The sequence below is a fragment of the Corynebacterium sp. HMSC064E08 genome (genome assembly GCF_001811805.1).
Classification (GTDB): Bacteria; Actinomycetota; Actinomycetes; order Mycobacteriales; family Mycobacteriaceae; genus Corynebacterium; species Corynebacterium jeikeium_D.
In genome coordinates this window covers 602,405-624,885 of record NZ_KV806700.1, presented here as the reverse complement: position 1 = coordinate 624,885, position 22,481 = coordinate 602,405, and the positions used below count along the sequence as shown (strand labels likewise).

The 22,481-nt window shown below is 59.5% G+C and carries 17 protein-coding genes; 11 read left to right on the top strand and 6 right to left on the bottom strand.

Annotation, left to right across the window (positions count from 1 at the left end; translation table 11 throughout):
* The first annotated feature begins 30 nt into the window (after positions 1-30).
* Positions 31-657, top strand: a complete 627-nt coding sequence (recR, locus tag HMPREF2820_RS08390) for a recombination mediator RecR (RefSeq protein WP_070603623.1) — start codon at positions 31-33, stop codon at positions 655-657.
* A 33-nt stretch (positions 658-690) separates the two neighbouring features.
* Here recR and HMPREF2820_RS08385 read toward each other — a convergent pair whose 3' ends face one another.
* Both HMPREF2820_RS08385 and HMPREF2820_RS08380 read right to left on the bottom strand, forming a co-directional pair.
* On the bottom strand, positions 691-1,503 hold the full coding sequence (locus tag HMPREF2820_RS08385; protein ID WP_070603622.1) for a type 1 glutamine amidotransferase: 813 nt from the start codon (positions 1,501-1,503) through the stop codon (positions 691-693).
* Entirely contained in the window at positions 1,504-2,913 is a 1,410-nt protein-coding gene (locus HMPREF2820_RS08380) for a MurT ligase domain-containing protein (RefSeq protein ID WP_246822245.1), read from the bottom strand.
* Between the two features lie 289 nt (positions 2,914-3,202).
* Here HMPREF2820_RS08380 and HMPREF2820_RS08375 point away from each other — a divergent pair, with 289 nt between their 5' ends.
* From HMPREF2820_RS08375 to HMPREF2820_RS08360, 4 genes are all read left to right on the top strand, one after another.
* Positions 3,203-3,541, top strand: a complete 339-nt coding sequence (locus tag HMPREF2820_RS08375) for a helix-turn-helix domain-containing protein (protein ID WP_049190157.1) — start codon at positions 3,203-3,205, stop codon at positions 3,539-3,541.
* A gap of 12 nt (positions 3,542-3,553) precedes the next feature.
* A complete protein-coding gene (locus HMPREF2820_RS08370) occupies positions 3,554-4,453 on the top strand; it encodes an ImmA/IrrE family metallo-endopeptidase (RefSeq protein WP_049190155.1) in 900 nt (299 codons plus the stop codon).
* A gap of 75 nt (positions 4,454-4,528) precedes the next feature.
* The gene (locus HMPREF2820_RS08365; protein WP_141737768.1) at positions 4,529-5,053 is read left to right on the top strand and encodes a PIN domain-containing protein; all 525 of its coding nucleotides are present in this window, start codon (positions 4,529-4,531) and stop codon (positions 5,051-5,053) included.
* On the top strand, positions 5,050-5,496 hold the full coding sequence (locus tag HMPREF2820_RS08360) for a thiol-disulfide oxidoreductase DCC family protein (RefSeq protein ID WP_049190150.1): 447 nt from the start codon (positions 5,050-5,052) through the stop codon (positions 5,494-5,496). The genes HMPREF2820_RS08365 and HMPREF2820_RS08360 overlap by 4 nt, the downstream gene beginning before the upstream one ends.
* Before the next feature lie 59 nt (positions 5,497-5,555).
* Here the strand turns inward: HMPREF2820_RS08360 and HMPREF2820_RS08355 are convergent, their stop codons facing one another.
* Positions 5,556-6,893: an exonuclease domain-containing protein gene (locus HMPREF2820_RS08355; protein ID WP_083308465.1), complete on the bottom strand. Its 1,338-nt coding sequence runs from the start codon at positions 6,891-6,893 to the stop codon at positions 5,556-5,558.
* 430 nt (positions 6,894-7,323) lie between these two features.
* On the opposite strand from HMPREF2820_RS08355, the gene HMPREF2820_RS08350 reads away from it, so the two are divergent.
* The gene (locus tag HMPREF2820_RS08350; protein ID WP_246820047.1) at positions 7,324-8,337 is read left to right on the top strand and encodes a hypothetical protein; all 1,014 of its coding nucleotides are present in this window, start codon (positions 7,324-7,326) and stop codon (positions 8,335-8,337) included.
* 118 nt (positions 8,338-8,455) lie between these two features.
* On the opposite strand, the gene leuA is transcribed toward HMPREF2820_RS08350, so the two are convergent.
* A complete protein-coding gene (leuA, locus tag HMPREF2820_RS08345; RefSeq protein ID WP_049193461.1) occupies positions 8,456-10,273 on the bottom strand; it encodes a 2-isopropylmalate synthase in 1,818 nt (605 codons plus the stop codon).
* A gap of 394 nt (positions 10,274-10,667) precedes the next feature.
* Between leuA and HMPREF2820_RS08340 the strand changes: the two genes are divergently transcribed.
* Positions 10,668-13,301, top strand: a complete 2,634-nt coding sequence (locus tag HMPREF2820_RS08340; RefSeq protein WP_070603621.1) for a YhgE/Pip domain-containing protein — start codon at positions 10,668-10,670, stop codon at positions 13,299-13,301.
* The gene (locus HMPREF2820_RS08335) at positions 13,301-15,598 is read left to right on the top strand and encodes a YhgE/Pip domain-containing protein (RefSeq protein WP_070603620.1); all 2,298 of its coding nucleotides are present in this window, start codon (positions 13,301-13,303) and stop codon (positions 15,596-15,598) included. Before HMPREF2820_RS08340 ends, HMPREF2820_RS08335 begins: the two co-directional genes overlap by 1 nt.
* Before the next feature lie 6 nt (positions 15,599-15,604).
* Here HMPREF2820_RS08335 and HMPREF2820_RS08330 read toward each other — a convergent pair whose 3' ends face one another.
* Positions 15,605-16,657 (bottom strand): class C sortase, encoded by a 1,053-nt coding sequence (locus HMPREF2820_RS08330; protein WP_070603619.1) that lies wholly within the window; start codon positions 16,655-16,657, stop codon positions 15,605-15,607.
* A gap of 157 nt (positions 16,658-16,814) precedes the next feature.
* Positions 16,815-17,843, bottom strand: a complete 1,029-nt coding sequence (locus HMPREF2820_RS08325; protein ID WP_210398711.1) for a DMT family transporter — start codon at positions 17,841-17,843, stop codon at positions 16,815-16,817.
* 544 nt (positions 17,844-18,387) lie between these two features.
* On the opposite strand from HMPREF2820_RS08325, the gene HMPREF2820_RS08320 reads away from it, so the two are divergent.
* The 3 genes from HMPREF2820_RS08320 (at position 18,388) to HMPREF2820_RS08310 (ending at position 22,470) form a co-directional block, all read left to right on the top strand.
* Entirely contained in the window at positions 18,388-19,653 is a 1,266-nt protein-coding gene (locus HMPREF2820_RS08320) for an aspartate kinase (RefSeq protein ID WP_048733180.1), read from the top strand.
* Positions 19,654-19,662: 9 nt separating this feature from the next.
* Positions 19,663-20,703 carry an aspartate-semialdehyde dehydrogenase gene (locus HMPREF2820_RS08315; protein ID WP_070603617.1) on the top strand — a complete coding sequence of 347 codons (1,041 nt, stop codon included), beginning with the start codon at positions 19,663-19,665 and terminating at the stop codon, positions 20,701-20,703.
* An 810-nt stretch (positions 20,704-21,513) separates the two neighbouring features.
* Positions 21,514-22,470 (top strand): iron-siderophore ABC transporter substrate-binding protein, encoded by a 957-nt coding sequence (locus HMPREF2820_RS08310; RefSeq protein WP_016421885.1) that lies wholly within the window; start codon positions 21,514-21,516, stop codon positions 22,468-22,470.
* Positions 22,471-22,481: the final 11 nt, after the last annotated feature.

Sequence of the window (22,481 nt, the reverse complement as noted above, 5' to 3'; positions counted from 1 at the left end):
TTTCAGACCAGTATTTGTAGGTAATTATCATTGTTCGAAGGACCACTCCAAGATCTCATTGATGAGTTCTCGCGCCTGCCGGGCATCGGCCCGAAGTCAGCTCAGCGTATCGCTTTCTACCTGATGAAGGCGGAGCCGGAGGACATCGGCCGGCTCCAATCCGCGCTTGGTCGGGTGCGCGAGGGTGTGCAATTCTGCCGGGTCTGCAGCAATATTTCGGAAACCGACGTGTGCCAGTACTGCTCGGATACACGCCGCGACCGAGGTTTGGTGTGCGTCGTTGAAGAGGCGCGCGATATCCAGGCCATCGAGCGCACGGGGGAGTACAACGGTCGCTACCACGTGCTCGGCGGGGCGCTCGATCCGCTCGGCGGCATCGGTCCGAACGAGCTCAATATCCGCACGCTGCTGCAACGTATCGCAGGCGTGCTTGACGACGTCGACGAGACCCAGCCCCCAGAAATCCACGAGGTCATCATCGCGACTGACCCCAACACCGAGGGCGAAGCTACCGCCACCTATTTGGCCCGGCTGCTGCGGGACTTCCCGGATCTCGAAGTCACTCGGTTGGCCTCCGGCATGCCGCTCGGTGGTGACTTGGAGTTCGTCGATGAACTCACTCTGTCCCGCGCGCTGACGGGCCGGCTGAAGGTCTAGGACCGCCAACCGGCCGCGCGCGAAACCACAAAACTAGCGCTCGCTCTTCGGACGCGGCTTGGACAGGATGCGTTCTTCGCGCAGCTTATCCACGACCTCGAGGTCTAGCGGAGCCAGGCTCGACAGGTCCTGGTTGGTCGCGCGGGCCAGCAGCAGATCAGCCAGCTGCGGATTGCGAGCCAACACAGGTCCGTGCAGGTAGGTACAGATAATCGAGCCCTGCACCGCGCCCTCGACGCCACCGGCGGGGTTAAGTGCAGCAACGTCTACTCCCGGAGCAATCCCGGAGTCCGCCTGCTCCACTTCCGGGCCAGAGTTGCCCACGCCACGGACAACCCGACCAAGCGGCTTCGCATCGGCACCCAGGGTCGTGCGACCCATGTGGTTTTCGAAGCCAGTCAGCGGGCTGGCGTCGACGTCGTCAAGCAAACCGTTCGTGGGATCGACGAGCGTGCAGATTTCGCCGATCGCGCGCGACTCGAGTGAATCAGTGGTGCAGTCGACAAGGCCGAGACCTGCGACGTCGCGTCCGCCCGCGCGGAAGGAATTGCCGAAAATCTGGAAGCCCGCGCAAATCGCGAGGATCTGCTTGCCGGCATCGGCCGCCTTTTTGATGCCGCCGTCATTGATCAGATGCTCCACCGCGATGGTTTGTGCGACGTCCTCGCCGCCGCCGACGGTGTAAATATCCAGGTCGGTGGGGACGGCATCGCCCAGCTTGATGGGGACAATCTCGGCGTCAATCCCACGCATCCGCGCGCGTTGCCGCAGCACCAGCGCATTTCCATCATCGCCGTAGGTGCCCAGCACGTCCGGGAGGATCAGGCCGATAGACAGCTCGCTCATTTACTTTTCCTCCTGTGCTCGTTCGATGTCGCGCTTCAAATCGCGGAAGGCGGTGTAGTTCGCCAGCACCTCAACTCGGGTGACGCTTGACGACGACCCCCGCGCCTCACACGACCGGATCGCCTGCAGCGGATTTGCGACCAACCTCGCATCAATGCCCGCATACAGCAACCGCACCGCTAGGTCAGTTCCGCGTTCGCCCGCGGACAGCACATCCATGCCGTCGAAGTCCTCGAAGCGGACATCCCACAGCCAGGACAGGTCCTCGCCGTCAGCGACGTGACCGTTGACTGCGATGACCACTGCATCCGCGGTGCGGTCGACCATGGACAGCGCCTCCTGCCAGCCCGCGGGGTTCTTGGCCAGCAGCATGCGCACGTGCTTCTCGGCGCCCTTGTCATCCCGCACAACCATGGTGGAGTAGCGGCCCGCAACGTTGTCGACGGTCTCGGTGGCCCGGAGGGACTTCTCCAGGTCCGCGCCCATATCGACAGCGCCCGCGATAGCCAGGGTGGCGTTGCCGCGGTTGGCATTGCCCGGCAGCGTGAGGTTCATTGGCAGGGTGTCGCCAGCAGGCGTGATGACGCCCTCCGCAGTGATGCGGTAATCCGGCTCTGGCCGCTTGAACTCCGAGCCGTCCGGGAGTGGCTTCACGGCGTACCAGTTGTGGCCGTCCTGGATGATAGGGCCGCCGGTGCGTGGGGAAGAGGTGGCATCGTTGGTCCAGCCGCCGCCCGCGGAGACCCAAATAACCTTCTTGGCGTCCCACGCAGCCGACGCGATGAGTGGGTCGTCGCAGTTGGCGATGACCGTCGCCTGCGGGTTAGAGTCCACCGCAGCGCGGAGTGTGGCCTCAATCTTGTTGATCTCGCCGACGCGGTCGAGCTGGTCGCGGGAAAGGTTCAGCAGCACCAGGACCTGCGGTTTCAGGTCCTCTGCGATGTGCGGGACGTGTAGCTCATCGACCTCCAGGACTAGGCTGTCCGCATCGGGAGTGGCGAGCAGCGCGGAGATAATACCCGCGTCCATGTTGTCGCCACCCTCGTTGGTGGCCACGTTGTGGCCAGCGGCGCGCATGGCGGCCGCGAACATGCGGGTGGTGGTGGACTTGCCGTTGGTGCCAGTGATGATCGCGGCCGGGCGTCCCTTGCCGAGGGAAGCCAGAATGCGCGGGTCAATCTTCTGCGCAATCAGGCCACCGATCATGCCACCCGCGCCGCGACCGGACTTCCGGGAGGCCCAGGTGGCGGCGTGAGCGGCGGATGTGGCGAGGCCGGCGCGCAGGCGGGCGCCGGTGCCGCGCAGGCCACGAGAACTATTCGAGTCGCGGGAGCCACTCGAAGCAGTACCGTGCGGGCTGGCATCCGCGCTATCAGCGGAATGCGATTGCGGAGAGGTGCCATTTGTCATGTGTGTAAATATTACGCGCACGAAAGGGCTAGGCCTAAGAAGCAGGCCTGTGAGGCCTGATGGGATTTGTGGGAGGTCTCCCTGCGGAGCCTTGAAATCTGAACTTTGAGGTGATTGCGATCATGTTGATCTTCGGGGATTAGGCGGTCATGCGGCGGAAGAGAGGAAGGAGATTACCGAGGTGAGAAAGCGTATTTGAGGAATCGAATTCAAGCACTGAATCAAAGAATTATTGTTTTGATTCATGTGTTGCCCTATACTGTCCACTAGCAGATAAGGGGGAAGAGGTATGGCTAATACAGAAAGCAACTTCTTCGGCGCGCGCTTGCATCAGTTGCGCACAAATCGTGGCATGACCACACGTGATTTGGCTGACGCCACCGATGGTGTGGTGTCGCAATCTGCAGTCAGTCGCCTGGAAAATGGCAAGGCGACTTACTCACTTGAGCAGGTTATGGCGCTTGCGTGGGCTCTTGGCGTGCCGTTGGATGAACTTGTGGAGGAAAACCCGGTCAGCCAGCGTGTGCAGGCCGTGGCCCGCACTTCACAGGATGGCGCGAGTGTTAAGGGAGCGCGGGAGATGCTTTTGCCTTACCTGCAGCTTCGAGTGCTGCTAACTCAAAATTAAGGAGGGTTCCCCATGTGCAGTGCGAGCAAGGAGGGGCTCGACCTTGCTATAGAGTTCCGCAAGAAGCACACCCTAGGAAATGATCCAATCGCCGACATCGCTGGCTTTATGCAGTTGGTTAATGCAGATTTTATGATTCTGGATTTACCAGCCAATGTTGATGCACTTGCTTTGCGTGACCCCGTGACGGGAGCGACAGTCATTGGAATTGCGAAGTCATCCGTTCCTTACCGTCAGCGGTTTACCGTTGCGCATGAAATTGGGCATTTTGTTTCCAATGATTTCGAGTCCTCGAAAATCGTTGCAGATGATGAGCACTCTGAGCCTGGAATATACGCCTGTGGCAAGCGTGATTATCAGGAAGTTCGTGCTGATGCCTTCGCTCGTAATGTGCTCTGCCCAACTGATGGGTTGAAAACAGACCAGAACCTCGGCGAGCTTATCGGTGGAGGTGACGTCCTTGCTGCGTTGTCCCATGTCGTTCGCAAGTATCAAATTTCGCCGCGAGTCGCACTTATTCAGATGAGGCGCGCAGACCTCATTAGCGAAGGGCAATCGGAAGAACTGAAAGGTGTATCAGCTCCCACGCTGGCTGCCCGGTATGGCTGGAAAGCTGACTATGACCGCGCGGTAAAGGTCTCCGAACTAGTGCAACCATCAGCGCGGTTGGTGAAAGACGTATATCGCGCTTACGAACAGGGGATAGTCGACCTTCCCAGCATTGCTTTTGCTGAAATGAGCAGTGTCGATGAGGTGAAGGAGCTGATAAGTGCATCGCAGTCACAGTTACCGCCATTGAGGCATGATGCGAATGTGCAGAATCAGGATGCGGCTGACACGGAAGCAGATCCCTTCGCGGAACTAGACGCTTTCTTCGGCGATGGTCCCGATAGTTCAGAAAGCGCCCAATAAACGATGGCTGGTTACCTCCTAATAGCTGATACAAGCGTACTTCTTAATTTCGTATGTTCGAAGAATCACCAGTATTTGCTCGACTTCGCAGGCAAGAAGACCATCAGCATTCCAGGAGCAGTCAAAAATGAAGTCGAACGCAAATTGGATAAACGGCGCTTCAACTGCGGAAAGAGACACTGGGATTGGTTTCTGGGGCACCCGAATGTCGAAGTTCTCGACGATGACCACAAAAAACTTTATCCCTATGTTCGCCTCTATTCTGGTCCTGGCTATACCTTTCAAGGGGGCAAAGCTAAACACCTGGGAGAGTACATCGCTATCGCCCATTGTCTTTATGCGAAAGATCAGGGTAAGGGCGTAGCCACTGCGCTCATCATGGATGATGGTGATGCCTGTGAGCTAGCGCGGAAGCAAGAAGCTGGATACATTTTCAATACCGAGCACGTGCTACTGCAATGCGTGAAGTCGGGCTCTATTGGGTCGCGCGGGCAAGCCAAGGAAATTTGGGAAGACCTCCAGAAATTTGATGTCCTAGTCAATTTTGAGCACACCAAACTTAATGGCAAGAGTCTGTATAAAAAGGCCGCCGAAAAATGATGAACCCTGACATCACTTTCTACTACGACCGCGATTGTGGGTTCTGCGAGGCAAGCGTGACCCTTCTGGCCAAACTCAGTGGTGTCCGCATGATTGGTGCTAGTCCCGAAGACCAGTCCTTGCCAGAGGAAGTTCGTCAACACATCTCAGCTGAGGCGGTCGCCATGCTTCCAACCCCGGCGGTCGCCACAATCCCAGCCGAAGCAGCAGTCGGTGAACCTGGTGCTAAGAGCGGCCGAGAATTTCGGTACGGCCACGAGGCGATAGGTATCGCCTTGCGTGAGGGCGGCACCAAGGCACTATTCCGATGTGCGGGCACATTCCTGCTCTTCCCGCCACTGACAAAACTGTGGAGCTTTATCTATAAGGTCGTCGCTTCCAACCGTCACAGAATCAGCGCGGTCCTGGGGCTTAACGCCTGCAAACTAGACTCCACAAGATGACTATCCGGCAGGCCCGTTGCCCCAGTGCCACTGCAATTACCCAATGAGCAGCCACCGAGTCAGCCGTTAGCCTCGTCCTTCACAGCGGCCGGCGACATCTCTCCGACCAGTCGCAAGAATGCCTCATCGGAAACGATCGGAATGTCCTTCCGGTGGGCATGCATGGCCTTGCCCGTCAGTTGATCCGGTGTCACATCCGCAGGTCGGTTACACACCAGCACCGATGACTCTCGCGTGACCTTCTCCGAGTAGGCCAGCCCAGCCCGCACTCCCGCCTCAATCAGCTCATCCGGGTCCAGCGACACCTCTGGCGCCACGACGAACTCCATGCCCTCCGCGAGCTTCCGCCCCGGCGTATAGCGGCCGGGGTTCTCCACGGGGCGCGGCGCCTCCATCGCGTCGACACGCACTGCCGAGCGCTGCAGGCCCACAATGTCTTCGCGCAGCTGGTCGGGCGTGTACATGTTCACGGTTGCGCCCGCATCGAGCCCGCCCTGTGCGCGGAACAGCGCAAGCGTGGTGGTGACGTCATCCAACGTCCGCACTCGCTCCGGCACCGAGATGCCAGCAATCGATGCCTCGGGCGAAGGCACATCGAGGCCATAGGCGCGCGCGACGGCGCGCAGGCGTGCGTCGTCAAGCCGTTTGCCCTGGCGGCGCGCCGTTTCCAACGTATCGGCAATCCGTGCGGGCGCCGGAATTCTCGCGACGCGAGTGCGCGTACGACGACGCCCCCGCTTATTCCGCGCGGATCGCTCACGATTCGCTTGACGACGGGCCCTCTTGGCCTCGGCAACTATAAAACCCCAGACCAGCGGCGCATTATGAGCAACCAACGTGCGCCCATCGAGCGCGTGCGCGAGCTTGGCCTGGATCACCCCGAATTTCGGTGCCCCCTCGAAGTCCGCGGGCTCGAGGCCGTGGAGGTGTGTCGGGCCGGGATCCTCGGTGGGATTGATGACGACATGCCAGGTGTCCACGATGTTGCCGCTACTGTCGGCGGTGGACACTCCCAGGCTGACCAGCCGAGACGTCTTGGGATGGATGCCCGTGGCCTGGATGGACACGATTGCGTAAGGAGCGTCCTCCGCCGACGAGAACTGTTTGTGCTCGTCAGCGGCCTTTGTTGCGGCGGTCTCGGCCGTGGCGGGTGTGGTTGTGGCCGTTGTGGGTGTGCCAGCGGTACTCGCGCCGGTTGCGGTTGCGCCGGTAGTAGCCGCGCTGGTCGTGGCCGCGTCGGTGGTGGCTGCGTCCGTTGTGGTGGAAGCCGGTGCTGTTGGTGGTGTTTTCGCGCCCGCTGACGACGCGCGTTGAGAACGGCGACGATTCCGCCGCCGCCTCTTCGTCTGAGAAGAGGTCCCAGTCGCTTTGCGCTCCTCGCGCGCCGATTCAGTCATGCCTCAAGACTAGCGGGTGCGCTCACCCGCGGAGAAAGTGACTAGGTTTATGACACTTTGAGCACAAAATTTGCCACGAAAGTGTCATAAACCTAGTCAGTAACTTGGGCACTAGCTCGGCCTCAAGCTCAGAAGGACCGTGGGGCACGGTCACACGGGTCCCGTAAACCACGCAAACTACAAAAACCACGCAAGCCCCAAAAGTTTTCCCCCGACTGGGTGCTCAGCCGAAAAGGAATGGAACCGCGAGGGCAATTTCCGCGCCTTATTAAATAGGGGCCACAAAACAGTGCCACAAGCCAAGGCCACGAAATAGAGCCACAAAACAGCGCCACAAGAATAAGGACGAAATAACTACCACGGGGCAACAGCCACAGGACAACAACCACGGGGCGGGGGAGAAATGGTCAACAAGAAACGCAAGCAACTGGTGGCGGACCAGTTCGGAATCATTAGGCCGGATGACCAGCCGGGGAATGGATACCGCGAGGTCGCAAGGCAGGCGCGGGCCGGTTATCTGGAGCGGCTTTGCCGAGGTCACTATGTAGTCGCGCACGCCTGGGAGGGGCTCCACCGCGAGAAACGCCTGGCTATTACTGCTTTGGCGGTGGTCTCCGAGACGTCGTCAGGCGTTATTTCGGGAGCTGCAGCGCTGGCCTTGCACGGTTCGTGGGTGCTGGTGCGCGATGCGAAGATTGTGGTCGTGGGCGGGAGTCAGGAGTTCCACGGCATCGACTATTGCATGCGCTTGCGCTCGGAGATTCATCTGGATCACACGCAGGGGCTCGCGGACCGGCGGGTCGCGGTGCTCGCGCGTGCGGCCTTCGATGAGTGTCGCGTCCGGTTCAGGCAGAAGGGGCCGGAGTCCGTGTCGTGGCGGGCGGCGGTGTTGGCTGTCGAAGGTGCGCTGCGGCATGGCGCCACGCGCGATCAGCTGGAGGAGCTCCCGGCGCATTATCCCAGCGTGCGGGGCCAAGAGCTGTTTCACCGTGCGCTCGCGGTCTGTCATGGTCGCTGCGAAACGCCCGGTGAGGCGCTGACTAAAGCCGCTCTTCTCGAACTCGGCCTGAAATTCCACGAGCAAGCCGAAATTTGGACTCGCGGCACCAGCCACGATCCGCCGCACTTTCTCGCCCGCGTGGATTTTTATATCCCTGACCTGCTGCTTGTCGTGGAGTTCGACGGCCACATCAAGTATTCGGCGAGCGAGGTCGCGCCGACGCCCGCGGCTCAGTCCGAGCTGCTCACGCGGGAAACCTACCGCGAGCGTTCGCTGCGCGCAACGGGGCTTGATGTCGCGCGGGTGGTGTGGAAAGAGGTGGAATTGCACGCAGTTCGCTTATCGACGCTCCGTTCAATCCTCATCGAGCGCGAACGCGTGGTAGCCGCAGGTGGGGTGACTTTCCGTGCGGATGTGCGCAATGCCGGCCCGTTGATTGGGTAGCGGGGCCGAGGGACCGCTGGATAGTTTGCCCCAAAAAGAAACTGACTAGGTTTATGACACTTTGAGCACAAATTTTGCCACGAAAGTGTCATAAACCTAGTCAGTAACTATGTGGAGTTTAAGCCAGTGCGCGGTTGACCGCGCTGGTGACTGCCTTCAGCGACGCGTAGGTGATGGAACCAGCGATGCCGGAGCCCCAGACCTTGGTGCCGTTGACATCTGCGAGGACGTAGGCCGCAGCCTCGGCGTCGTCACCTGCGGTGCGAGCGTGCTGGACGTATTCCTGAACCTCGACGTTGATGCCGAGCTTCTCCAGGGCGTTGGCGTAAGCGGCCAGCGGGCCGTTGCCGACACCCTCAACGGTCTGCTCCTTGCCCTCGTAGACGATGTGAGCCTTGATCTTGGTGGCGTCCGACTCGTTCTGAGGGGCATCGACAGTCAGGGCAATCTGCTCGAGTGGAGCCTCGCGGTCCAGGTACTCACCTGCGAAGATGTCCCAAATCGCCTTGGAGTTAACCTCGCCGCCCTCGGCGTCGGTGACTGCCTGCACGACGGAGGAGAACTCGACCTGCATGGAGCGCGGCAGGTTCATGCCGTGGTCCGTCTTCATGATGTAGGCCACGCCGCCCTTGCCGGACTGGGAGTTCACACGAATAACGGCCTCGTAAGAACGACCGACGTCCTTCGGGTCGATGGGCAGGTAAGGAACTTCCCAGGTCACCGCGCGCAGGTCCTCGTCGGAAAGCTCCTTGACGGCAGCGCCCGGGCGGACCTTGTCTGCCATTGCGTCGAGGCCCTTGTTCACGGCGTCCTGGTGGGAACCGGAGAAAGCGGTGAAGACCAGGTCGCCGCCGTACGGGTGGCGCTCCGGAACGCGCAGCTGGTTGCAGTACTCGACGGTGCGGCGGATCATATCGATGTCGGAAAAGTCGATTTGCGGGTCGACGCCCTGGGTCAGCATGTTCAGGCCCAGGGTGACAAGGCAGACGTTACCGGTGCGCTCACCGTTGCCGAAGAGGCAGCCTTCGATGCGGTCCGCGCCGGCCATGTAGCCCAGCTCGGCGGTGGCGATGCCGGTGCCGCGGTCGTTGTGCGGGTGCAGCGACAGAATGATGGAGTCGCGGCGGTTGAGGTTGCGGTGCATCCACTCGATGGAGTCTGCGTAGACGTTCGGAGTGATCATCTCCACGGTCGACGGCAGGTTGATGATGATTGGGTTGTCCGGAGTCGGGTCGATGACATCCACCACGGCGTCGACAACTTCCTTGGCGTACTCAACCTCGGTGCCGGTGTAGGACTCCGGCGAGTACTCCCAACGCCAGTTGGTGTCCGGGTAGTCCTTCGCGATGGTCTTAATCAGCTCCGCGGCGTCGGTGGCAATCTTCTTGATTGCGTCCTTGTCCTTACGGAACACAACATCGCGCTGCAGAATCGAGGTGGAGTTGTAGAAGTGAACGATGACGTTCTTTGCGCCGGCACATGCCTCGAAGGTGCGGCGAATCAGGTGCTCGCGAGCCTGAACCAGAACCTGGATGGTGACATCGTCCGGGATCATGTTCTTCTCAATGATCTCGCGCACGAAGTTGTAGTCGGTCTGGGAAGCGGACGGGAATCCGACCTCAATTTCCTTGTATCCCATCTGGACCAGCAGCTCGAACATGCGGCGCTTGCGCTCCGGGCTCATCGGATCAATCAGTGCCTGGTTGCCGTCGCGCAGGTCGACGGCACACCAAACCGGTGCCTTAGTAATGCGCTTGTCCGGCCAGGTGCGGTCCTTCAGCTGGAAGTCCTGAACTTCCTGGTCGTAAGGCAGGTAGCGGTTGGTTGCCATCTGGGAGTTGCGCTGCTTATTCCAAGCAGGCTGTCCTTCCGGAATCTCGCCAGCAGGAGTGGAGATTACAGAAGGAGCGGAAATAAAAGCGTCGGAAGGAGACATGTTGTGGGCCTTTCTAATTCGGACTTTTCTTGTAGGCCGGCACAACTTACCCCGCGACGGGGAGCCGGCCTTAAACCCAAGCCCCGCCGCGGCATAGAAGCAGTAGTCCGCGTTGCATGTGATGTACCTTACCCCGATGGTTATATGAATTTCATCATTCGGGGGTTTTAGTGGGGGAAATATGCTCGGGTTTCTGTGCTGTGGGGTTCCGCGGGGTGAAAGGCGTTGCCGGCGGCCCGCACCCAACTCATCTCGGTCACGCCACCCACCCCGCACCCAACCCACCCGCTTCACCCGCCCAACTCATCTCGGCCACGCCACCCACCCCGCCAATCGATAGTTCTAAAACTAGTACCAATGTATTTAGCGGGGTAAAGATGATAGCGTCCTTAAGGTGCAAACTAGCTGGTCTATTCTTAAGCGAGACTTGCGCCGTCTCCGCAATAGCCCAAGAGTGTGGGTAATCATCATCGGCGTGATGATCACCCCTGCCTTGTACTCCTGGTTCAACATCCCGGGCTTCTGGGATCCGTACGAGCACACCGAGAACATCGGTGTGGCAATTGTGAATGAGGACAAGGGCGCGAGTTCCTCGGTTACCGGAAGCCTCAATATCGGTAACCAGGTGGTCAAACAACTAAAACAAAATCATGAACTGGGCTGGCAGTTCCCCGATGCCGAGAAGGCAGACCGAGACCTAAAGCGCGGCAAGGTCTATGCCGAAATCACCATTCCGCCGAATTTCTCGCAGGAAATGGTTGACCTGATTCAAGGGCAGGGGCATCCAGCAAAGCTGAAATACCGCGCTAACCAGAAGATCAACGCGATCTCGCCGCACATCACGGCGCAGGGCGCGTCCGGTATTGATGGTCAGATTTCCGCTTCCTTTAATAAGGAGATTGCGAAGGCGGTCACCGAGGAGGTTAAGGAAGCTGGCGGCCTGCTGCAGGGGCGGTTCGATGCGGCTCGTCTCAATTCCGCTGACGCTTTCCAGGATGTCGCTGATGCGGTTGCCAATAGCCGCGATGAAGTCGGTGCTATCCAGGAGCAGATTGGCGATCTGCAGCCGACGATTGCGCAGATCAAGAAGACTCTCGGCAGCGTGGACACGGCCCTCGATGACGCCCAGGATGCGTTGACGCAGGTGCAGGCGATTACTGGTGAGCTCAACAATGAGGTCCTGAATTTCTCCGCGGATCTCAACGACGCCTACTTACAGGGCAGCACCGCTCTGGTGGAGGGCACCGGCAACGCCAACGCCGCGATTGGCGCGATGACTGGCAATCTGCAGGGCGCAATTTCCCGTTCGGATTCTGCGACGGCTGCGGCGGAGGACATCGTCAACCAGGCGGATCAGGTCATTGGTGGGCTGAATTCCCTGCTGGAGGCCAACCCGCTCAACGGCCCGGATAAGCAGGCAATCCAGCGCACCATCGATGCGCTCGACGAGAGCAACGCCACCAATAAAGAGCTGGTGGAGGGCCTGAAGAACGTCTCCGGCTCGGCACAGGGAACTCTCGACTCCCTCAACGCCACCAGCGAGGCATTGGCGCAGGCCACTAAGGACGGCAAGGCCGCCTCGGATCAGATTCGTCAGGCGTCCCAGGACGCACTCCCGCAGTTGAGCAAGGCGCTTAATCAGCTCAACGCGCGCGTGGGTTCGTACGCGGCGGCGCTTGGCGCGCAAAAGGACACCGTCAAGGAAACGTCCGCGCTTCTCGACGCTACGAGTGGGCAGCTTTCTGCTGCGGATCAGGTCCTCGAGAGCTTCAAGGCCGACCTTGATGGTGTGCGTGATGGCCTGGAAACTGCGCGTCTCGATGTCCTTACCCTGGGAACCACCGAAGAGCGCGAAGCCATGAACATGGTCAATGACCTTGATCCTGAGGGTATCTCGCAGTTCCTGAGCGATCCGGCTGAGGTTAAGACGGAGGCCGTGTTCCCGGTGGATCACTACGGCTCGGGTATGGCGGCGCTGTTTACCAACCTGTCGTTGTGGATTGGTGCGTTCATTCTGATTGTGATTTTCCGCGTGGAAGTCGACGCGGAAGGTTTCAAGGAAATCACGGTGGGCCAGGCGTACATGGGCCGCACATTGCTGCTGGGCATCATCGCTACTTTCCAGGCGCTGATTGTCTCTATCGGTGACATCGTCATTGGTGTGCAGCATGTCAGCGCGGTTGCGTTCGTCCTCACCTGTGTCGTGGTGGAGTTGTGTTATCTCGCCATTATTTACAGTTTGGTGGCGGCGTTTGGCCACGTGGGACGTGGTATTGCCGTAGTGCTCGCGTTTATTCAGATTCCTGGCGCCGCCGGTCTCTATCCAATTGAGATGACCCCGGACTTCTTCCAGGCGCTGAATCCGTTCTTGCCGTTGACCTACGGCATTGATGCTCTCCGCGAGACCATTGGTGGTTTCTACTCGAATTACTACCTGAAGAACATGCTCACCTTGATGGCCATGGCAGTGGTCGCCTACGTGGTCGGTTACTGGCTGCGCCGCAGCCTGTCCTCGGTCAATGTCTTGGTTAACCACCAGCTTGAAGAGGGCGGACTGGTCAACAACGAAGAAGTCCACCTGGTCGGTAGCGGATACAAGCTCGGTGACCTCGTCTTTGCGCTGCGTAACCGCGAGGAGTACCAATCGCGAGTCGACGAGCGGATGGAGAATCTGCGTGGCAGCTACACGCTGTTCATGCGCATGGCCATTGGCATCGCCGTGGCCGCCCTGGTGGTGCTGGGTATTTTGGCCCGTAACTACCCGGATCAGAAGGCCCTGTTCTTCGGTCTGGCTTGCCTGTTTGTGCTGCTCTGCCTCGCCTACATCGCGGTGCGCGAGTACGTCAAGCAGTCTGTGATTCACGCCCAGGAGCTCAGCGAGATGTCGGAGGAGGAGCTGCGCGCCTACATGGAGCACCAAACTTCCCATCCGCATGCGTACTCGCTGGAAAATGCTGGTGATTCGTTTGAGCCACAGGCGAAGGTGTCGTCGGCAAGCGTGAAGACTTCCCCAGAAGGTGAAGCCTAATGAGAAACGTTCTTGAAATTGTGCGGAATGACTTTCGGGTGATCCGCCAGAACACGATGACCGGCATCATGGTTTTCGGTCTGGTGCTGATTCCGCTGCTGTTCACCTGCTTTAATGTGCTGGCCAGCTGGGAGCCGTTTGAGAACACCGAAAAGCTGAAGATTGCGGTCGCCAGTAATGACCGTGGTCATCGCACGGATATCGGTGCGATTGACGTCAACTTGGGCAATGAGGTGCTGTCGAAGCTGAGCCGTAACCACGAAATTGACTGGCAGATTACGGATTCTGAGGACGCCATCGACGGCACTAAGTCCGGTGACTACTACGCGGCAATCGTGCTTCCGGAGAACTTCAGTACTGAACTGATGACCTTCTACGTCCGGGGCACCAAGGCGCCGAAGCTGACGCTCTATACGAATGAGAAGAAGAACGCGCTTTCGTCAATCATTACGAGTAAGGGCGCGAGTGGCGTTATTCAGGAGATTGACAAGAACTTCACGCAGGTCGTCGCCAGTGTTGGGCTGGGCGTGATCACCTCGCTGGATGAGTATCTAAACACCTCCGACTCCAAGCAGGCACTGACGCGCGTGCAAAACCGCGTTGATGACACCGCCGCGCGGCTGCGCTCCGGTGCGCAGACTGCTCGTTCGCTGTCTACGCTGGTGGAAACCACCGTGCCGCTGGTGGAGACCGCGGATTCCATTTTGGAAAACGCTGGTGCGCGGATGGACATTCTGCGCAATGGTTCGGGTGACGGCAACGTCGCCGGCGATCTGGAAGCCGCGGTCGGCAATGTTCGCGACTCGGTTAGCACGGCGCTCGACGCAACGCAGTCGAGCTACGAAGGCGTGCGCGACCGCGTCAACGAGCTTGTCGACGGCACCCAGGCCACCAGCGGCGCGACCGCAGATACCTTTGACGCGATGGCGGCCAAATTCGGCCAGCAGGCCGATGGCCTGACTGCGATGCGCGACCGCCTGGAGGACACCGTTGGGGCAGTGGTTCCGGGTGTCGCTAAGCCGGGCTATGACCGCGCGATTTCCGATCTGAACACCTCGATTGCTCGCACCCGTGGGCTGCAGGAGAGTTTCTCCGCCGTGGCAGCGGATTTGCGTGGTGGCCGGGATACGGGATCGTCGATAAGCCAGGCGAAGGACGCTTTCACGGCTGCGATTGCCGCTGTGGAAAATGCCAAAAACTCCTACGAGCAGAACCTGCGCCCGCAGATCGACGCACTGTCGGAGCCGGTGTCGCGTCTGAGCAACGACATCGAGGTCATTGGCGAGGACATTCGCGGCATCCGCGGTACGATTTCCGGCTCGCCGGTGGATACGCTTCGTAAGACTAGCGCCGCCACGATGGGCCTGAGCAACCGTTTTGATGATCTGGCCGCTCGCTTCGACGAGATTCACAACGCGCTGGAAGAGGCGAAGGACACCGGTGACCTCTCGCGAATTGCTGAGGCCGTCGGTGATGACCCAAGTGCCCTGGCAGCGCAGTTGGCCGCGCCGGTGCAGGTCGAGGAAGACCCCGTCTTCCCAGTCCAGAGCTTCGGTGCGGGTATGGCGCCGTTCTATGCGACCCTCGCGCTGTGGATCGGTGCGCTGCTGTCGTCGGTGCTGATCCGCACCACGGTCCGTAGCCGCGACGGACAGAAGGTCGGCGATGATGAGGCCGAGAATGTGGTCAGCGATGCAGTCGATGATGCGCAGGGCGATGCAGCCAGCGATGAAATCGACGAGCCGACCAGTGACGCACAAATCAACGCTGCGCAGGCCGATGACTACACCCGCGTCGAGAAGTACTTCGGCCGGTTCGCCACCTTCGCCAGCGTGGGCCTGGTTCAGTCCACACTGATGGTGTTGGGACTCCAGGTGTACGTGGGCATCGAGCCCGCGCACCGATTCCTGATGCTGCTGGCCGGCTGGGTGATTTCGCTGGTGTTTATGATGATCGTCTTCTCGTTCGTCTTCACCTTCGACAACGCCGGCAAGGCCATCTGCGTGCTGTTGCTGGTGATGCAGGTCTCGGCCGCAGGTGGCGCGTATCCGCTGCCGCTGGTGCCACAGTGGGTCCAGAACATTAGCCCTTGGCTGCCGGGTACCTACGCGATCGATATGTTCCGCAGCTCCATCGCCGGTATCTATGAGGCAGACTACTGGAAGCTGATGTTCATGTTGGCGCTGTTCATCATCCCGTCGCTGATTCTGGCGCTGGGCCTTCAGCGCATCTTTGAAAAGGGAATCAACGAGATCAAGAATGCAATCGAGGAGACGAAGGTGATGGCGACTTCGTAAGGGGGCCTAATCCTCCGCCTCGTCATTCTCTGTCTCGTCGCTCTCGCGCTCGGCTTCCGGCTCGCCCTTGCCGTCGCGCGAGAGCTTCCGCAGCCACCAAATCAGCAGCGCAATGATCACCGCCGCTGCTGCCAGGATGGCCCACATCCACCACTGCCACTGCGAACCGCTGCCGTCGAACACGGACTCCTCGTCAGGATCCATCGGCACCTGGTGCCCCGTCACCAGCAGTCGGTGCGTGTTAATGCCGTAAGGCGTGCACGTAATCAGGGTGATTAGGTCTTCTCCGGGGACGCGTCGTAAAGCATCGGTTTCATCCGGCTTTACGACGGTTACGTCGTGGACCTCATACTTCAACTTGTGACCCGCGACTGCGATGTAGAACGCGTCGCCCTTCTTGACCTTGTCGAGGTTGTCCCACAGCGTCGCATTCTGCAGACCCGTATGCGCGGACAGCGACGCGTGACGACCTTCACCCTCGCCCACGCCGCCGACCGGGAAGTCGGTGCCGTAGAGGTGACCGACACCGCGCGAGAGCGACTTTTCCGACGTGCCATGGAAAATGGGCAGGTCAGAGTTGATGGAAGGGATGACGATGCGACCGAGCGCGTCGGTCTCGCCAAGCACGTCGAGGTAGTGACGATAGCGCTGGTACTCCGGGGAGGACTCGTCATCGGAGGTGGTCCAGGCATCGCCGGGATTGACCTCGCCGAGGCTGGCGTTGTACTCGTGGGCCTCGTTCCAGGCGGTGTCCAAGACCTCAGGAGGAGCGGATTTCTCCAGCTTGGAGTATTCATCTGCGGCGCGGGCCTGTAGGAAGTTGTTCCACTGCGTTGCGACAACCGGGTACAGCAGCACGCCCAAACCGCCAATGATCAGCAGCAGGGCGATGATGGTGTTCGAGTTGAGCTTCTTGCCCTTTTGGGGCTTTGCTTTGGTGTTGGTTGCGGCGGTTTTGGTTGCGGCGCTGGTGCTGTTTGCGCGTTCGGACTTCCGCTTAGATGTCGGTTTGGATGCCCGCTTGGAAGTTGCCCGCTTGGAATGGGAATGACGCCCCATCGAGTCCTACCTTTGGTGACCTTGTGCATAGCGGCCACGGGTCTTTCTCACCAGGGATAGTTCCCGGGCAGGGGATAGCCAGGCCGACAAATCGCTAACGACTTAATAAGTGCACATACCAATTTAGGTCATGCAACCCGGGAGAGCTGAACTCTACTTACCGAGCGGTGGCATCGGTGGAGTCTGTGGTGGTGATTTCGGTGCTTGGGGCGTCGGTGTTTGGGGTGTCTGCGGTGCTTGTGGTGTCGGTGCTTGGGGCGCTTGCGGCGCTTGTGGAGGTGGTCTCTGCCGGCCGAGCCGCCAGGGCAATAGTGGCAGAAATCATGGTCACCAGTGCGATAAACAGCGCCACCCACTGCACACCAACTGCCTGGAAGCGCTCACCAAGAACGATGTATCCCAAGCTGAAGGCAACGATCGGCTCCACGACGGTCATAGCTGGCAGCGAAGCTTGCAACGGTCCCGCGTTAAAAGCCGCCTGCTGCAGGCCGACGCCAATAACCGCCAGTGCCACCAGCAGCCAGAGTTCCCAGGAGAGCAGGAGCTGGACAAGTCCGTCGTTGACATAGGTATCGACCACCGACTTAGACAGCAGCGCGACGAAGCCGTACAGCCAGCCGGTTGCCGTGCCGAGCAGCAGGGCCTTCGGGTTCTGGCGCAGCACTCCGTGCTGTTTGGTGTCTGAGCCGCCACCGGCGCCGGTGCCGGTGTTGGGCCACTGAACTGCAGCGGCGTAAAGCCCGCAGGTGACCACGCCACCGACGGCAAGAGCCCATCCCCACAGGTAGGTGGGGATATCGGTGGAGCCGGCAGTCGGCTTGCCGAGCAACACCAGCGTCGCCACCGCAAAAGTAAGCGCCACGGACCAGATCATCTCTGATCGCGAAATCCGCCGACCGTTGACCTTCGCTGCCAGCGGGAGCGTGAGCATCAGCTTCATGACCAACAACGGCTGCACCAGGAGCAACGTGCCAAATGCCAACGCCGCGACCTGAAATACATACCCGGCAATCGCCAGGCCCGAGCCCAGCCACCAGCGCGGCAGCTTCAGGGTCTTCGCCACTCCGCGAAGTGTGCTGGTGCCCTCTTCCAGTGTTCCGGAGAGGTTGTGGCGGATGACGGTTCCCCACGCGATGCTGAGTGCGGACAGCAGTGCCAGTATCGCAGCGAGAAGGTCATTGTTCACGTAGGGAATGCTAGGCATGCAACACTTGTCATGTCCACTTCGCAGGGGTTGGGCGGGGCAGTGGTTGGTGCCCGCAGCGCCTCGGGAATTAGCTGGTTCGGCCAAGAAGCTGACTGAGCTCGGGCCGGGGAGTTAGGGAGTGGAGCTGACTGAGCCCGGAGTTCCTGGCACAGTACCGAGAGTTACTGACTAGGTTTATGACAGTTTCGAGGCATTTTATGGCCTGTTTTTGTCATAAACTTAGTCAGTTTCACATTTGCAGCCCGCAGCAGCGTCCGATCCACACCCAACCGACACCCCAAACACCCCAAACACCCCAGCCGTCACACCCTCGCCGCGCAGCAGCGTCCGATTCGCACCCGACCGACACCCAACCCACGCCCAATCACCCCGCAACCCCCACGCAACCCGATCCAAACCCTCCACACAACCCCCGCAAGCTACGTTTTGGTAACCCACTATGTAATTACGAATGCGACTCAAGTAAATTGAGTCAATAATAGTTACGTGCATATAGTTGCCTAGTTTTTGGAGGTTGCCGACCATGGCACTGGTTGTGCAGAAGTACGGTGGTTCATCCCTGGAGAGCGCCGAACGCATTCGTCGTGTTGCAGAACGAATTGTGGAAACCAAAAAGCAGGGCAATGACGTCGTGGTTGTCTGCTCGGCAATGGGCGACACCACCGATGAGCTTCTGGACCTCGCTGAGCAGGTCAACCCGGTCCCGCCGGGACGCGAGATGGACATGCTCCTGACCGCCGGTGAGCGTATTTCTAATGCGCTGGTCGCTATGGCAATCGCAAGCCTCGGCGCATCGGCCCGTTCTTTTACCGGTTCGCAGGCCGGCGTAATTACTACGGAGCGCCACGGTAACGCCCGCATTGTCGAGGTCACTCCGGGCCGTGTCCGCGAGGCTCTCGACGAGGGCCACATCTGCCTGGTGGCCGGTTTCCAGGGTGTGAACCGCGAGACCAAGGACGTCACTACGCTGGGCCGTGGTGGCTCGGATACCACTGCGGTCGCTCTCGCGGCAGCTCTGGAGGCAGACGTCTGCGAGATTTACTCCGACGTGGATGGCGTGTACACGGCGGATCCGCGCATTGTGCCGGATGCACAGCGCTTGGACACCATTTCCTTCGAGGAGATGCTGGAGATGGCCGCGGTTGGCGCGAAGATTTTGCAGCTGCGAAGTGTCGAATACGCCCGCGCGTTTAACGTCCCGTTGCGTGTGCGTTCGTCGTATAGCAATGAACTTGGCACCCTTGTTGATGGATCGATGGAGGATATCCCTATGGAAGAAGCAGTGTTGACCGGTGTGGCTCATGACCGCTCCGAGGCGAAGGTGACCGTGCTGGGCATTCCGGATGATCCGGGCCAGGCGGCGAAGATGTTCCGTGCTGTTGCGGATGCGGAGATCAACATCGATATGGTGCTGCAGAACGTCTCCACCGTCGCGGATAACCGCACTGACATTACTTTCACGTGCCCGCGCGAGGATGCTCCGAAGGCGATGGCGTTGCTGAAGAAGCTGCAGGCTGACAACGACTGGAAGGACGTGCTTTACGACGATCACGTGGGCAAGGTCTCCTTGGTCGGTGCTGGCATGAAGTCCCACCCGGGTGTGACTGCGACGTTCTGTGAGGCGCTCGCTGATGAGGGTGTGAATATCGATCTGATTTCCACTTCTGAGATTCGTATCTCGGTGCTGGTTAATGACCAGGATGTCGACAAGTCTGTGAAGGCCCTGCACGACGCTTTCAATCTCGGTGGCGACACTGAGGCTGTTGTTTACGCTGGTACGGGACGTTAAGGAGTTCTAATGACCACGATTGCTGTTGTTGGTGCCACTGGCCAGGTTGGTCGTGTGATGCGCACCCTGTTGGCGGAGCGTAATTTCCCGGCCGATAAGGTTCGTTTCTTCGCTTCTGCCCGTAGCGCGGGCAAGGAGCTGGAGTTCCGCGGCGAGAAGGTTGTTGTCGAGGATGTCGCGGCTACTTCTGACGAGGATCTGAAGGGCATTGATGTCGCGGTGTTCTCCGCTGGCGGCACGCTGTCGAAGGAGCAGGCTCCGCGTTTTGCGGCTGCTGGCGCTGTTGTTGTTGATAACTCGTCGGCGTGGCGTAAGGATCCGGAGGTCCCGTTGGTGGTCTCCGAGGTCAACCCGGATGCTCTGCAGGACATCCCGAAGGGCATTGTCGCTAATCCGAACTGCACCACGATGGCCGCGATGCCGGTTCTCAAGCCGCTTCACGACGAGGCCGGGTTGCAGTGTCTGCGTGTGTCCTCCTATCAGGCGGTCTCGGGTTCGGGCCTTGCTGGTGTGAATACTCTGGCTGGTCAGGTGCGCGAGAACATCGACAACCTGGAGAAGCTGACCACTGATGGTTCGGCTCTGGTTGCGGAGGACTTTGGTCCGTATGTCGCCCCGATTGCGTTCAACGCGCTGCCGGTGGCTGGAAACTTTGTTGATGACGGTTCACTGGAGACCGATGAGGAGCAGAAGCTCCGCAATGAGTCCCGCAAGATTCTGTCTATCCCTGAGCTGGCTGTTGCTGGTACTTGTGTGCGCGTTCCGGTGTTCACTGGCCACACGCTGGTGATTCACGCTGAGTTTGAGAATGCTCTGTCTGTAGAGAAGGCAACCGAACTGCTGGAGTCCGCGCCGGGCGTGAAGGTCGTCGACGTTCCGAATCCGCTCGCTGCCGCTGGTGTGGATGAGTCCCTGGTGGGTCGTATCCGTGTCGATCAGTCGGTTCCGGAGGGGCGTGGCCTGGTGCTGGTTGTCTCTGGCGACAATCTGCGTAAGGGCGCTGCTCTGAATACCATCCAGATTGCGGAGTTGTTGGTCGCTGACCAGTAGTTGAGCGCAGTACTTGAGAGCGCAAAAAGTTAAGCCTCGGCACTTAGCGAACTTCGTGCTCTCAATGACAACTACTCCCCACTAGTCGGTAACTGATTTCTCAGTCCAACTAATGGGGAGCAGTTCACATTGTTGCGGTAGGGGGGCCTATTTTTTCTTATTGACGCCCACGCTTTCCGCTTGGCTGCAGCGCCAGCGGAATGTGAGATTGTGCGAGCGCAGTGCTGGGGGGATTGCGTGACGGGAGGCGCCGGCGCCCTATTTGGTGGCGTGAGGATGTGCAGATGTCGCTAGACCGGGAATGCGTGGCCGACGGCGCCGTATTTGGGGCGCTAGCAGGGGTGAATGTCGCTAGAACGGGAATGCGTTAAAGACACTGATTTGCAGCTCCGCAAAACTGCAGGTCAGGGAATTGACGCAAAATTCGGAGGCGCGCCTGTGCTGACAGATTCCCGTTCTAGCGACATTTCGACCTTCGAAGTGCAACTTTTCCGACAGTTGGTGCCACGAGTTGCAATAGCGCGAGCATCTCGGCATTGAGAGCCAGGGTGGCTAGGGTGGCCAGGGCGGTGACAGTGGCCAGGGTGGCTAGGGTGGCCAGCGTGGCGACGGTGGCCAGGGCGGCGATGGAGTCGGTAGCGGCCGAGCAGGAAGCGGACTAATTTAGGGTAGCCTGTTGTGTGGTTAGCCTTACCTGTGTAATATAGGCTCGATTGCTGTGTTGGCCGTAGCCGAAAGAGGCCATCAGTCTCTTGGGGCTACGGGTACTTTACAGCGTTTCAAAGAGTTCCTTACGCGTTAGGCTTTCACATGTTTCGAAACAATTCGCTGACCCGTCGAGCGGCGCTGAAGACCGCCGCTGTCTTGGCAGCATCCACTCTTGTTCTGTCTGGTTGCTCCCGAGGCGACGACGCGGCGGCGTCAAAAAATGAGGGCACCGGGGACGAGCGCATCGCCGCAGTTGGCCTGGGAGACAGCGATACCTTGCTCGCTCTAGGCATCCAACCAGTCCTCGTAGCGCCCTGGGGTGCTGAGGGAGATGTTGATGCATCTGGCGTCGGCCCATGGGCTACCGAAAAGCTCGGCGACAACAAGCCTGAAGTGGTTTACGGTACTGCCAACGGATTCACTGCTGAAATCCTGGAGAAGATCTCCGCCGCTGATCCGGACAAGATCATTGCGGTGAACTCTGCCGTAGACGCGCAGGCGAAGAAGGCGCTTAATGACATCGCCCCAACCACCGTTAAGCCAGACGGTGCCACGGACTGGCAGATCCCCTGGCGGGATCAGGTCAACCAGATCGCCGGCGCTGTAGACAAGCAAGAAGAAGGCGACAAACTCGTCGAAGAAACGCAGAAGGCCTTCGATGATTTCCAACAGCAGCACCCTGAGCTCAAAGGCAAGCGTGCGGCTATCGTCATGCCTTATCAGGGAAAGATCGGCCTGTACACCTCCGGTGACGGTCGCGGGCAGTTTATCAAGAGTCTGGGCTTCGAGATCCCGAAGGAGCTCGAAGGTAACGGGGGCGAGTTCTACCGCGACATCGCACCTGAGAACTACAGCGACCTCAACAACGTCGATTACCTCTTCATCCTTGATTACCAGGGTGCCGCCGATACCTTGAAGAAGGATCCAACATTCAGCAAGCTGGACGTTGTTCGCGAAGGCAAGGTCCGCTGGATGGACGAAAACGTGGGCAATGCAATGAGTATGCCGAACCCATTGACCATCCCCTGGGCAGTCGACAAGTTCTCTGACGCAATTTAATTGAAAGTGTC